The sequence below is a fragment of the Bradyrhizobium sp. genome (genome assembly GCF_049519115.1).
Lineage (GTDB): Bacteria > Pseudomonadota > Alphaproteobacteria > Rhizobiales > Xanthobacteraceae > Bradyrhizobium.
In genome coordinates this window covers 71,429-85,064 of sequence record NZ_JBEKRB010000013.1, presented here as the reverse complement: position 1 = coordinate 85,064, position 13,636 = coordinate 71,429, and the positions used below count along the sequence as shown (strand labels likewise).

Sequence of the window (13,636 nt, the reverse complement as noted above, 5' to 3'; positions counted from 1 at the left end):
CCTGAGCGTCCTGTCACTCGGCGCCGTTGAGCTTTAGTTCCGCCTTCGCGCCGGCGTATTCCACGAAGTCCTGCGGACAGTCAGCCGCCGCCTTTTTTAGGAGCGGTAGGGCGGAGTCTTTTGCTCCCTTTTGTAGCTGCAGCTCGGCGCTGTAGAAATTGATCTCGCAAAACCGTCCCTGGCGAGCGACTGCGCTGAGGTTAGCGTTATCGGTACCCGCAGTCGCCGCTTCTGGCGTGAGCTGTCCCGTCGCGTATAGCCTGAGCAACGGCGCAGGCCACCCTTTTGTGTCAACGGCGCCAAGCGAATCCGCAATCCGGCTTGGTTGATGGTCGCGCTGCGCGGCGATGTCGCGCCATAGCGCCGTGTAAGAATCCTTCGGATTGAGAGCGAGCGCAGAATCGAAATCGGCCAGGGCTTTCGCGGCGCTCACGCCATACAGATTGGCGATGCCACGGGAGAAGTATGCCGCAGGGTCTTTCGGATCGAGGTTCAGCGCCTGGTCGTAATCGGCAATGCCGCGCGCGAAGTTGCCGGTGCTGACGTAGGTGGCGCCGCGATGGATCCAGTAGCCTGCGATATCGGGCTTGAGCTTGATCGCCGCGTCGTAATCGGCGATGGCGTGGTCGAAGTCGCCGGTCTGGACGTAGGATTCGGCGCGGCTCTCAAAGGCCGTGACAAAATTCGGATTGGCCGTGATCGCCTCGCCAAAAGCCGTGATGGCAGCCGAGCGGTTGCCCTTTTTGGCATAGACGAGGCCACGATTGCGCATCGCGTCGACCATGCCGGGTTCGATCCGGATCGCGTCGTTGTAATCGGCAAGCGCGCGATCGTAGTCGCCTTTGGCGTAATAATTATTGCCGCGGGCGTTGTACGCATAGCCATATTTCGGATTGATCCGGATCGACTCCGAGAAGTCGGCTATCGCATGATCCCGGTCACCTTTCGCTGAATAGATGTTGGCCCGCAGGACATAGGCCCGCGCGTAATTGGGATCGAGCCGGATCGCCTCAGTGTAATCGGCAAGCGCGCGATCGTAGTCGCCTTTGCCCTCCAGGGCCCGCGCCCGGTCGGCATAGACGGCCGCTAACGGTCCCCAGCGCCAGAGGCCCGAATATTTCGGCGCTAGCGCGATAGCCGTCGTGTCGTCGATGACGGCAAGATCAAAGTCCCCTTTCGCCCTGTAGACGTCGGCGCGGGCCGAATAGCCGCCGGGATAGGTCGGCGCGCCGTGGACGGTGACGTTGGCGTCGTTGATCGCGCTGTTGACGTCGCCCTTGCCGAGATAGGCGTTGGCGCGATTGGCATAGGCGAGCACGTAGTCGGGATAAATGCGGATCGCGTCGTTCGCGTCGCTGATAGCACGATCGTAGTCGCCATGGAGGCGATAAGCGTTGGAGCGGTTGGTGAGCGCGACGGCGCGGTCGATCTGGGTGATCTGCGACTCCAGCATGCGGGTGCAGCCGGCAATGACGCGGTCGAAATCATCGGAGCGGCAATCCTCCCAGTCGGCGGGAAGGTAGGTAGCTTGCGACGGGTTCACAGCCACCGTCAGCAGCGTTACGGCGGCAAGCAGCGTGATGTCGATGGCGAGGCGACGGCGCGCATGCGTTGAGGTGTGGGTCCCTGAGAGAGATGGCTGCATGGCTTTTCTCCCACCACTGGCCAACCGTAACGGCCGCGCCAGCGTTCACAGACACCGAGCTAATCCGGTTTTGGACGAAGGTTCAACGGAGCGCAGCCGAGACGAAGGGCGGCTTCACTCGACTTTTGCCGGCTCCGGCAACAGCGTCGATGAATTCGCAGCCCGTGCCGCATTCGCCATCCCGGCCAGAGCGGCCATCTTTTTCTGCGGATCAGAACCGGAGCCGGGCTGCACCACGCCGCAGGACATGATTAGCGTTGCGGCATCCTCTGTACTCATCTCGACTTCGATGACCTTGCTCCTGGGCACGTAGAAGAAAAAACCCGTGGTCGGGTTCGGCGCGCAAGGCAGGAATACGGAGATATGCTCTTCCTGGCCGGGAATGCTTTCAGCGATATCCTCGCTGGGCGCCTGCGAGATCAGCACGATCGACCACATGCCGGGCGAAGGAAATTCGACCAGACCGACGCGGCGAAAGCTCGATCCCTTGCCGGAGAACAAGGTCTCGAACACCTGTTTGAGGCTGCGGTAGATCGCGCGCACCACCGGCATGCGGCCGAGCAGCCGCTCGCCGAGATCGACCAGCGTGCGTCCGATCAGGTTGGCGGTCAGAAAGCCGAGAAGCGTCAGTGCAATCACCGCGACGATCAGCCCCGATCCCGGCAGGCCGAACGGCAGATAGGTTTCAGGCCGGTAGGCGATCGGAACGAAGGGCCGCACCAGCCCGTCGACCCAGGTGACGAACCACCAGGTCAGATAGAAGGTGATCGCGATCGGGCCAGCGACGATCAGGCCGGTGAGGAAATAGTTGCGAAATCGGGCCACAAAGCCGCTGTGGACATCAGGCGCGGGTTCTTCCGGCGGTCCAGACTGGGGCAGATCGTCGAGGTTCATCGGGGTTCCAGGTCGGTCGAAGCGGCACTTCTCATACGCCAGCTAAGCCATCCTAGCAGACTTTTGAAGACCCCCACCCGGCCTGGCCGGGAATGCGTTATTCGACGGTTACCGATTTGGCCAGATTTCGCGGCTGATCGACGTCGGTCCCCATGACCACGGCGGTATGGTAGGCCAACAGCTGCACCGGGACCGCATAGACTATTGGAGCGAAAATCGCCCCCATATCCGGCAGCACGATCGTGACCAGCGACTGGATGGTCGCTTCCGCGGCGCCCTTGGCGTCCGTCATCAGGATGATTTGGCCGCCGCGGGCCGCGACTTCCTGCATGTTGGAGACGGTCTTCTCGAACACCTGGTCGTACGGAGCGATCACCACCACCGGCATCTTCTCGTCGATCAAGGCAATCGGCCCGTGCTTGAGCTCGCCTGCCGCATACCCTTCCGCATGAATGTAGGAGATTTCCTTGAGCTTCAGCGCGCCCTCCAGCGCCAGCGGATAGCTGGTGCCGCGGCCGAGATAGAGCACGTCGGTGGATTTGGAGATATCGCGGGCGAGTTTCTCGATTTGCGGCTCGGTCGCCAACGCGGCCGCCATCAACCGCGGAATTTCGACGAGGCCATGAACAAGCTTGCTCTCGTCGGCCTCGGACAAAGCGCCGCGCGCCCTGCCGGCAGCAACCGCGAGCGCGGCCAGCACCATCAGCTGACAGGTGAAAGCCTTGGTCGAGGCGACGCCGATCTCAGGCCCCGCCAGCGTAGGCAGCACGGTCTCGCTTTCGCGCGCAATGGTCGAGGTCGGCACGTTGACAACGGAGAGCGTGTGCAGACCTTGCGATTTGGCGTAACGCAAAGCGGCGAGCGTGTCGGCGGTTTCGCCCGATTGCGAAATGAAAATCGCGAGATCACCCTTGCTCACGGGCGGCTCGCGGTAGCGGAATTCCGAGGCGACATCGAGCTCTACGGGGACGCGTGCCAGCCGTTCGAACCAGTATTTGGCGATGTAGCCGGCATAGCTTGCCGTGCCGCAGGCCGTGATCGAAATTCGCTGGATGTTCTTGAAGTCGAACGGTAGCGCCAGCGGCAGCGAAACCCGTTCGGTGGCCATATCGACGTAACGGGCGAGCGTATGGCCGACCACTTCCGGCTGCTCGTGAATTTCCTTGGCCATGAAGTGGCGGTAATTGGCTTTGTCGACCAAAAACGAGGAAGCGCCGGACTTCAGAACCTCGCGATTGACGGCCGCATTATGCTCATCATAAATCACGGCGGTTTCGCGGGTCAGCACCGCCCAGTCGCCGTCTTCGAGATAGCTGATGGTGTCGGTAAACGGCGCAAGCGCAATCGCATCCGAGCCCAGATACATCTCGCCTTTGCCATATCCGATCGCGAGCGGAGAACCACGGCGCGCGCCGATCAAGAGATCGCCATGGCCGCGAAACACAAAGCCGAGCGCGAAGGCGCCGCGGAGCTGCGGCAGCGTTGCCTTGACGGCCTCCTGCGGTGAAGCACCCTTGACGAGATAGGCGTTGACAAGATGGGCGACGACCTCGGTGTCGGTTTCGCTGGCAAACTTCGCACCCTGCTTCTCGAGATTTTGCCGCAACTCGCGGAAATTCTCGATAATGCCGTTGTGAACCACGGCGACGTTCGCGGTGGCGTGGGGGTGCGCATTACTTTCGGTCGGCTTGCCGTGGGTGGCCCAGCGCGTATGCCCGATGCCGGTATGGCCCTTGAGTGGCGCATCCTTCAATCGCGTTTCGAGATTTCTGAGCTTGCCCTCGGCGCGGCGGCGATCCAGGTGATCGCCTTCCAGCGTCGCAACGCCCGCGGAATCATAGCCGCGATATTCGAGGCGCTTGAGCGAATCCACCAATTGTTCGGCGACCGGTCCGCGCCCGAGAATGCCGATGATCCCGCACATGCGGTTGTTATCCCTGCTCCATTAATCCCCGGCCATTCCTTAACGAAATTCGGCCGCGCCAACATACTCAATAATTATTGCCGATTGAGACAGCGTTAAGTGGAAGGCTTAACGAACCGCATCAATCATCAGGCCTTCGGCGCCTTGGTGCGGGTTTTGATCTCGCGGTAACGCTTGGCGCCGCCTTCCCGGTTGGTCTGCTGGTTGCGCTCTACCGCCATGGCATCGTCGGGAACGTCACGGGTGATCACCGATCCAGAGCCGACATAGGCACCGCTGCCGATTTTAACCGGTGCCACCAGCGACGAGTTAGTACCGACAAAAGCACCTGCGCCGATCTCGGTCCTGTGCTTGCTGAAACCGTCGTAGTTACACGTGATGGTGCCGGCGCCGATATTGGCGTTGGCGCCGATATGGGCGTCACCAACATAACTCAGATGATTGACCTTGACGCCGGCATCAAGCGTTGCCGCTTTCGTCTCGACGAAGTTGCCGATTTTGGCGCCATCGCCGAGCGAGGTCCCCCGACGCAGCCGCGCATAGGGGCCGACCGAAACCTTCTTTCCGATCGAAGTCTCGACGATATGGGAAAAGGAATGGATGACGGCGCCGTCGCCAATCGAAACGCCGCGTCCGATGACCACGAACGGCTCGATCGTGACGTCGTTGCCGAACGTGGTGTCGGCGGCGAGATAAACCGTCTCCGGCGCGATCAGGGTCACGCCGGCCTCGAGGGCCGCTTTGCGCAAACGTTGCTGCATCACCTGCTCGGCTTCCGCCAACTGCGTCTTGGTATTGATGCCGCGCACTTCATCCTCGCTGGTCTCGATCACGACAGCCTCCAATCCCAGGTCCCGAACGATAGCAACCGCGTCGGTCAGATAATACTCGCCTTTGCTGTTGGCGTTACCGATCTTCTCGATGATCGACAGCGCCTTGCGGCCGTCAAAGGCCATGACGCCGGCGTTGCACAGCGTGACTTCCCGCTCGGCTGGGCTCGCATCGGCCTGCTCGCGGATCGCCATCAAGCGTCCGCTTTCGACGAGTAGCCGGCCGTAGCCGGTCGGATCGGCGGCGCGAAAGCCGAGCACCGCGAGGCTAGCGCCCTGCTTCAAGGCCGCGCGCAGCCGTGCGAACGTAGCGGCCGAAATCAGCGGCGTATCGCCAACGGCGATGATCAGATCATCCGCCCCGCGCTTCAGGGCCTCACGCGCCGCCAGCACCGCATGCGCGGTTCCTTTTCGGTCGCGCTGAACAAACGTCTCGACATCCCCTCGACAGCGCTTCGCTTCCTCGGCAACCGCGTGATGATCCGGTCCGATCACGACTGCAAGCGCGCTGCCTGCCCCCGTGGGCGCGGCCGACAAGACGTGGGCCAGCAGCGACTGGCCGGCGACGGGATGCAGGACCTTTGGCTGCGATGACCGCATTCGTGTTCCCTCGCCGGCTGCGAGCACGATGGTCAGGCTGGTCCTGCCGCTCATCCGAATTCCCTTATACAACGTCCTTGCATGGCCGAGGTCGCGTTGCGCCAGTGGACCACCAGCGCCCTCATAGAGCGTTTTCGTGCCGGATGGAAACCTGATTCGCCATGGGACTTCGCCACTCAGGGATTCAGGATGACGGTCCATTTCCTGTTAATGTTTACCGGTTGATTCGGTTGGGGCCTTAAGGGGGGCCGAAGACATAATCATGGCGAAGGATTCCGACAGGCTGCGCGGCGGCTTCGACGTTGGCGAAACCGGCGGCGCGCTTTCCGGCTTGCTCGCCGAGGAAGACGAATTTGACCGGCGCTCGCTCTGGCGGCTCGGAACCTGGGCGGCCGTCTCGGTCGGCGCGGTTGTTGTGGCTCTCATCGCCAACCAGTCCTCAATCGGCATGCGGCACGAACAGACCGCATCGGCCGACCTGTTGAAGCAAGCGCAACAGCTTCAACTCACCGCGAGGGAAAGCCAGAACGAAACCCGGCGATTGGCCTCGGCGGTCGACACGCTCAATAGCGATCGCGACCGGCTTTACTCGCGCGTTGCCGTCATTGAACAAGGACTTGATTCCGTGACCGGCGCGATCGCGCGGCAAGGCCCCGCCGCGTCATCTCCGCAAGCTGGTGCAAATCAAACTGGTTCGAGTCAAACCGGCTCAAGCCAGGCGAGCGCAAATCCGGCCAATGCAAATCAGGGGAGTGCAAGCCAAGGCAATACGAGCCAGGCCCATGCCAGCGTGACCCCGCCGGCCAGCGCTTCCTCCAGCCCGCAAGCCTCGGCTCCTGTCTCGGTTGTGCCCGCAGCGATAGCGTCCGTTGATCCGCCGGCCGCGAAGCCGTCGCCGGCCCCGCCGGTGGTGGCAGCGGTCGCCGCGACGACTCCCGCTGTTATCGAAAAACAGGACAAGGAAAAACAGGATAAGCAAGCCTCGAAGCCGTCGACCCCGGCCGAGCCGGTGCCCGCCGCGGTTGCGTCGCTCTCCATTCAGCAGCCAGCGCCGGGGCCGCAGCCGTCTGGCTCGCTGGTGGCGTCGAAATCGATGATGGGGCCGCCCGATCCCGCAGCCGGAAAACTGATCGAGCCGGCCACACCGCCGAAGGCGGTGACCAGCGCGCCGCTGCCCGAAATCGCAGCCGTGGCACCGAAGGCGCCGACAGACACTGAGCGCGAGCTTGCTTCGGCGACGCCCGAACTCACGGTCCTGCGCACTGAATTTGGTGTCGATGTCGGCGGCGCCAATTCGATCCCCGGTTTGCGCGCGCTGTGGCGCGGGCTCATCAAGTCGAAGACGAATGCCGCGCTCGCGAAATTGCGTCCGATCATCGTGATCAAGGAAAACAGCAATGGCCTCGGCATGCAGTTGCGGCTGGTCGCAGGCCCCATCACCGATGCCGCCGCGGCAGCAAAAATCTGCGCCTCGTTGACGGTGAGCGATCGGAGCTGCTCGACTGCGGTTTTTGAAGGTCAGCGTTTGGCCGTGGATGCCGACGAGGCCGGTAAAACCGCGCCCGGCAAAGCGGAGGCGGAGGGGGACAGCAAACCGACCTCGGCCGGGTCCAAATTTTCGGGCCACCGGCATTACTACGCCGGGAAGCATCCGAGGGCCGAAGAGGATCCCCCAAAACCGGAGCCTTCGACCTTTTCGTCCCTGATCTTCGGCAAGCGCAAGCAAGACTGATCCGATCAGCCGCAAGCCCAACCCTGAGAAAAGCCCAGCCGTGAGAGCGGATTGGCGCCATCCCTTGATGTGCTTTCAAGGGCACCATCTCAAAATGGCCTTGCGCGGCGGAGCCAAAAGCGGCAAACCGGCTTTCACTCCCTTAAGGACTTATCCGTGAAGAAAACCCCGTTCCGGCTCACCCCCTATCAGGTGCAATGGCTGCTGGTCGTGGGCTTCGTCACTGTCGGCTACGCGATCTATATTCGATATCTCGCGATCGAGTTTTCCGGCACGGCGCTCGCCTGCGATGCCGGGCTGCAATCCCTGCTTTGCAAGGCGCGAGCGCTCGCCACCACCCTGTTTCGCAATTCCGTTTTCGGGATCACCGCCGTGGTGATCGCGACGCTGCACCTGATCCGGCCATCGATCGTGCTGCTGACGCTCGGCCTGATCGCCGCCGGTCTCGGCATCGTGCTCTACAACGTCGTGTTGTCCGGCCTTGCGATAGGCCTGCTTATTTTGGGATTTGCACGGCCCGCGCCCGCCACAGCGTAGCCGCCAGCAGGACATAAATCGCGCAGGTCCACAGCGACTGCCAATTGTCCGGGCCTTCGTCAAAGCCGGTGTAGATGGCGGCGATCACGAGCAACCCGGCAAAGGTCGTCTCCGCAAGGGGACGTACTCCCTCTTTTGGGCGATTAAGCAGGCTCAGCATCGCGAACGGCACGACGGCCATGGTGAGCGCCGCAAAGGGGAAATCCTTGTAGCGGGGGTCGAACGCCAGGCCGAGCGCGGTATCGGCGCCGATCACCGTGGTGACGGCCAGAACGAGACCCAGGATCACCGCCATCCACGTCCGGTCGCGATGGTCGGTAGGACCGAGCAGTTCCAGAAACGTCGGTGAGCTTCGGCCCGACATCAAGGCGTGCGAGCCAAGTACAGGCGAGGCGATGCCGGCGGCCAAAAGACAACCCCAAAACAGCCAGCCGCCGAGGCCGTAGCTTTCGTAAAACATCTTGTCGGCGGCCACCCCCAACAGCGTCCCGGCCGAGGTTGCCGAAATGCCGACGGCAATCCAGGACGCCAAACGGGGTGTCCAGGGCTTGCGCCGCAATGCCAGCAAAGCCACAGCGAACACCAAAACCGCCAAACCCATGCCGCCGGCCATGTGCAGCTTCCAGGCGGGATAATTGCTGATCGCGATACCCGGCGGATATTTCAGCGCCCGATGGACGGAATCGATCAGGCCCCAATAGCCGCCCATGGTTCCTTCCAGCTCGCGCTTCCACGGCTGGTCATAGGCTTCGATCAGGTTGACGCGAAAGTTTTCGCGCTTGGCGAGGTCGAGGATTTCTGAGACCACCCGCGCCTGATTGGTGCGCGAAGGCAACGCCGCATCGCGCATGCGGCCCGCGCTCGGCCAACCTGTTTCGCCGATCAGGATTTCCTTGCCCGGAAACGCCACTTCCATCCGGCGGCGGATCTGTTCGACATGGGCGGCGGCGTATTTCGCCCGGATCGGAAAATCCTCCCAGTATGGAAGGATGTGAATCGTGACGAAATCGACCGCGTCATAAATCTCACGATAACGCAGCCAGAATTCCCAGACGTCGGCATAGGTCACGGGCACCGGTACCTGCACCTTGACCGAGCGGATCGTGGCGGCAAGGTCGGATTGGGTCATTTCGCCGCGCAGGAGCACTTCGTTGCCGACCACAAGCGCGGTGATGATCGACGGAAATTCCTTCGCCAGCCGGATACCGGTCGCGATCTGAATCGCATTCTTCTGCCGGTTGCCGCTCAGCCAGATTCCCTGAATGACCTTCAGCCCCACTTTGGCGGCGAGTTCCGGCACCTGATCCAGCCCGTTTTCGATCGAATAGGTGCGGACGCAGTCGGATATTTTGGCGAGCTGGGCCAGGTCTTCGGAAATCTGCCCGGCGGAAATATGGGTTGTCGGCGACAGCGGCGTCTGGTCGCCGCGGAAGGGCGCATACGACACGCACAGGAGTTTGGCGTTGGGATCGATCGGTGCGCGCGCCAGCGAAATCGGCGTGGCAAGCCACCACCACACCGCGGCGATTGAACCTAAGGATAATAAGAGGAGCGCCAGCGGCGTGCGAAAAGAAATCGGTTCCATCCTCGTCAGGCAGGGACCGTCGATTAGCCGGTCATCGGCCGTCTGCCAAGGGCGGGAAAGGCCGCGGCCAGCCCTCTCGCCTCCGACTGGTTTTACCAAACTACGATAAAGTTGTGGGTTTGCTGGACAAAATCCAAAATCTCCGTCATGGGATTCCAGCATGTGTCGCCGCCGCATTCGGGACCTATTTGGGCGGCAAGCGTAACGAGCGGGTTCGTATCCGGCAGGACGTGTCGAACGGGATTTCCGGCGAGGAATCGACAAGAATCTAGGCAGGAACGGCTTGGGCAGGAACCAAATCGGGGAATTTATGCGTCAGCGGGTGCTTCAGGGTCGGTTTGCGGTTTTGCGCTATTTCGTTGCTCCCGGATTGGCCTTGATGCTCGGCTTGGGTGGCGCCCTGGCCCAAAGCGGGCCTGCCAACCCTGACCAGTCCGGCAAGCCGGCCGCTGGCGCAGCGGATGCCACGCGGGATAATCAGCGCAAAACCGACGAATTCGCCGAAGCCGCCCAAGCCATCAACGGTCCGGCCGGCAACCCGGAATGCGTCTGGCTCGGACGGCGCGTGGTTCGCTTGATGTGGCGCGATGACCTCGATACCGCCTTCCGGCACCTCGACCTGTACGACCGGTTTGGCTGCCCTGGCGGTCACGTTCAGGCGGCCTTCCGCTGCCTGACCCGGTTTGGCGCCCAGATCGACGACAAGGTTCCAAAAAGCCTGGACGATCGCGTCCATGCCTGCTGGATCAATCCCAATGCCCAGCCGCAGGCGGCTGCAAACGTCACCCCTGCCCCTTCCGCGACGGCCGGCAGCGCCGCACCGGCTCCTGCCGCGGCCGCCCCTGCTCCCGCCACGAAATAATCCCAGAACTGGACGGTTAGCAGCTTGGCGCCCTTAAAACGCCATCGCTTCATACCACTTCATACTAGTTGTTAAATCGCGTGGCAGCATTATCCTCGGAATCTCTCCCATGCCGGTTGAACCTTGGGGACGGGTTCGCTTTCTTCCACTGCAAGCCCCGTATGGTTAGTTGCGATGCGCGCCGTCGTCGCCGTTTTGCTGTTGGTTGCTGCCGGTCACGCCGCGTTATGGGGCTTTTTTCAGGAAAAACAGCAGGCGCCTGATTTTCGCGGCATCTTGCCGAGCATTTCCTACGCGCCGTTTGAGCCCGGTCATACCGTGGCCGACCCTGCCGCCGATTCCGAGAAGATTCGCGACGACTTAAGGAAATTCTCCACGATCACGCGGGCGGTCCGCCTTTACACGTCAACGGAGGGCAGTGAACTGGTGCCTCCGATCGCCGCCGAGTTCGGCGTCAAGGTGATGGTCGGCACCTGGATCAGCAGGGACACCAATCGCAATGATCGGGAGATCGATGCCGCGATCGATCTTGCGCGGCGCAACAGCAACGTCATTGGCGTGATCGTCGGCAACGAGACGATCTACCGCGGCGAACAAATTCCGATCGACAATCTGCTACCGGTCTCGGAGCGTGAGCCAGGCTCCGATGAATTCAAGCGAATTCTCGCCGAGGAAGCTCAGCGAACTAACGACGCTGAAACTCAGCCGGAGGAAAAAAGGTCTCTGGCGCTGAAATGGGCGAACGACGAGAACGATGTTCATCGGCTCATCCGGCTGATCCAGCGCGTCAAAAAGTCGGTCAATGTACCGGTGACGACAGGTGAAATTTACAGCGTCTGGAGCGAACATCCCGAGCTCGCTTATTCCGCCGACTTCATCGGCGCGCATGTGCTGCCTTACTGGGAACAACACGCCTCGACCGAAGCCGTCGATCAAGCCGTCGACCGCTACCAGTTCCTCCGCAACCAGTTCCCGGGCAAGCGCATCATGATTGCGGAGTTCGGCTGGCCGAGCGCGGGTTACAATCTCGGCAGCGCCGTCCCCGGCCGCTTTGCGCAGGCAGCGGTGCTGCGCAACTTCGTCACGCGCGCTGAAGCCATCGGCATCGACTACAACATCGTCGAGGCGGTCGATCAGCCCTGGAAGTTTTTTGAAGGCGGCGTCGGCCCCTATTGGGGAATTTTGACCGCCGCGCGTGAGCCGAAATTCGGCTGGACCGGCCCGATCGTCAACCCGGACTACTGGAAGCTTGCCACCATCGCGGTGCTGGTCGGCATCCTGATGTCGCTGCCCATTCTGGGGCTGGCGCAGCCGACCGCGTTGCAGGCGCTGATGCTGGCGTCGGCAGCCAACGGCGTCGGAGCGTGGGCTGCGACCGTATTCGCCTATTGGACCGAGCACTATTTTGTTTTGGGCTCGGCCTTCGCGCTGACGCTCGGCCTGACCCTGCTGGTGCCCCTGGTGTTGATCGCGATGGCGCGGGTCGAGGAGATCGCTGCCATCGCCTTTGGCCGGAAACCGCAACGCCTCATCGTCAAGGGCGCACCGACCGTGCCGGCGACGATTGGCGGCGATGTGAGTTTTCCGAAAGTCTCGATCCATATTCCTGCTTATTTCGAGCCGGTTGAGATGCTCAAAGCCACGCTCGATGCGGTGGCCCGGCTCGATTATCCGAACTTCGAATGCGTCGTGATCATCAACAACACGCCCGATCCGGCATTCTGGCAACCGATCCAGGATCATTGCCGCGCGCTTGGCGAACGCTTCAAATTCATCAATGCCGAGAAGGTGCAAGGATTCAAGGCGGGTGCTTTGCGCATCGCCATGGAGCGCACGGCCGCGGACGCCGAGATCATCGGCATCATCGATGCGGACTATGTCGTGAGTTCGGACTGGCTGAAGGATCTGGTGCCTGTGTTTGCCGATCCGCGCGTCGGCCTCGTGCAGGCGCCACAGGATCACCGCGATGGCGACCGTTCGCTGATGCACTACATCATGAACGGCGAATATGCCGGCTTCTTCGATATCGGCATGGTTCAGCGCAACGAAGAGAACGCCATTATCGTGCACGGCACGATGTGCCTGATCCGCCGCGCGGCGATGGACATGGCGGGGGGATGGGCCGGCGACACGATTTGCGAAGATACCGATCTAGGCCTGAACATCATCGAGCATGGCTGGCTTACTCATTACACCAACCATCGTTACGGCCACGGCCTGTTGCCGGACACCTACGAGGCGTTCAAGAAGCAGCGCCATCGCTGGGCCTATGGCGGCTTCCAGATCGTCAAGAAGCACTGGCGGCGTTTCCTGCCCGGTGCGAGCCGGCTGACGCCCGATCAAAAGCGCGAATTTTCGCTCGGCTGGCTGAACTGGCTGGGAGCGGAAACGCTGGGCGTGGTCGTCGCCATCCTCAACCTGATCTGGGTGCCGATCGTCGCCTTTGCCGGCATCGCCATTCCGGACAAAATTCTGACGCTGCCGATCATCGCGGCCTTCGTCGTCACTCTGGCGCATTTCCTCGTGCTTTACCGCCTGCGTGTGCCGGTGAAATGGGGGCAGATGCTGGGTGCGATGATCGCCGCCATGTCGGTGCAGTGGACGGTGTCGCGCGCGGTCGCCCAGGGCCTGATCACCGAACATCTGCCGTTCGCGCGGACCTCCAAGGGTGGCTTGTCGCGGATGTCGATCGAGTTTCAGGCGTTTTGGGAGGCCGTGATTGGGGTGCTCCTGTTGATCGGTGCCGCCGTTCTCGTCGTCACCAACGCCACCAACCAGGTCCGCGAGATCTATATTTTCGCCGGCGTACTGGTGCTGGAAAGCCTGCCGTTCTTGTCGGCGGTGGCGATCGCCATTTTGGAGAGTTCGCGGATCAACTCGTTCAAGTTCTGGCACGACGCCGGCGTCCGCACCGCCGAGCTGATCGGCCTGCGGCCCGCAGCGCTGCCGACGGTGGCCGCCCCCTCTCAACCGGTTGCCAGCGAAATCCGTTCCGAGGTGAGCTAAAGGGCGTGCTTATTGCGTGAG

General features: G+C 61.9%; 9 protein-coding genes. 4 read left to right on the top strand and 5 right to left on the bottom strand.

Annotated features, from left to right (window positions below; translation table 11 throughout):
• Positions 1-13 precede the first annotated feature (13 nt).
• The 4 genes from ABSE61_RS12910 to glmU all read right to left on the bottom strand — a co-directional run bounded on the left by ABSE61_RS12910 (position 14) and on the right by glmU (position 5,947).
• Positions 14-1,645 carry a tetratricopeptide repeat protein gene (locus ABSE61_RS12910; RefSeq protein ID WP_423871499.1) on the bottom strand — a complete coding sequence of 544 codons (1,632 nt, stop codon included), beginning with the start codon at positions 1,643-1,645 and terminating at the stop codon, positions 14-16.
• 114 nt (positions 1,646-1,759) lie between these two features.
• The gene (locus ABSE61_RS12905) at positions 1,760-2,539 is read right to left on the bottom strand and encodes a DUF502 domain-containing protein (RefSeq protein WP_423871498.1); all 780 of its coding nucleotides are present in this window, start codon (positions 2,537-2,539) and stop codon (positions 1,760-1,762) included.
• Positions 2,540-2,636: 97 nt separating this feature from the next.
• On the bottom strand, positions 2,637-4,463 hold the full coding sequence (gene glmS, locus ABSE61_RS12900; RefSeq protein WP_423871497.1) for a glutamine--fructose-6-phosphate transaminase (isomerizing): 1,827 nt from the start codon (positions 4,461-4,463) through the stop codon (positions 2,637-2,639).
• Positions 4,464-4,591: 128 nt separating this feature from the next.
• A complete protein-coding gene (gene glmU, locus ABSE61_RS12895; RefSeq protein ID WP_423871496.1) occupies positions 4,592-5,947 on the bottom strand; it encodes a bifunctional UDP-N-acetylglucosamine diphosphorylase/glucosamine-1-phosphate N-acetyltransferase GlmU in 1,356 nt (451 codons plus the stop codon).
• A 208-nt stretch (positions 5,948-6,155) separates the two neighbouring features.
• Here glmU and ABSE61_RS12890 point away from each other — a divergent pair, with 208 nt between their 5' ends.
• Positions 6,156-7,625 carry a hypothetical protein gene (locus tag ABSE61_RS12890; RefSeq protein ID WP_423871495.1) on the top strand — a complete coding sequence of 490 codons (1,470 nt, stop codon included), beginning with the start codon at positions 6,156-6,158 and terminating at the stop codon, positions 7,623-7,625.
• Between the two features lie 156 nt (positions 7,626-7,781).
• Positions 7,782-8,162: a hypothetical protein gene (locus ABSE61_RS12885; protein ID WP_423871494.1), complete on the top strand. Its 381-nt coding sequence runs from the start codon at positions 7,782-7,784 to the stop codon at positions 8,160-8,162.
• On the opposite strand, the gene ABSE61_RS12880 is transcribed toward ABSE61_RS12885, so the two are convergent.
• Positions 8,122-9,747 (bottom strand): glycoside hydrolase family 17 protein, encoded by a 1,626-nt coding sequence (locus ABSE61_RS12880; protein WP_423871493.1) that lies wholly within the window; start codon positions 9,745-9,747, stop codon positions 8,122-8,124. The two genes, ABSE61_RS12885 and ABSE61_RS12880, sit on opposite strands and share 41 nt — an antisense overlap.
• Before the next feature lie 310 nt (positions 9,748-10,057).
• Between ABSE61_RS12880 and ABSE61_RS12875 the strand changes: the two genes are divergently transcribed.
• Both ABSE61_RS12875 and ABSE61_RS12870 read left to right on the top strand, forming a co-directional pair.
• On the top strand, positions 10,058-10,609 hold the full coding sequence (locus ABSE61_RS12875; RefSeq protein WP_423871492.1) for a beta-1-3, beta-1-6-glucan biosynthesis protein: 552 nt from the start codon (positions 10,058-10,060) through the stop codon (positions 10,607-10,609).
• 174 nt (positions 10,610-10,783) lie between these two features.
• On the top strand, positions 10,784-13,615 hold the full coding sequence (locus ABSE61_RS12870; protein ID WP_423871491.1) for a glycosyltransferase: 2,832 nt from the start codon (positions 10,784-10,786) through the stop codon (positions 13,613-13,615).
• Positions 13,616-13,636: the final 21 nt, after the last annotated feature.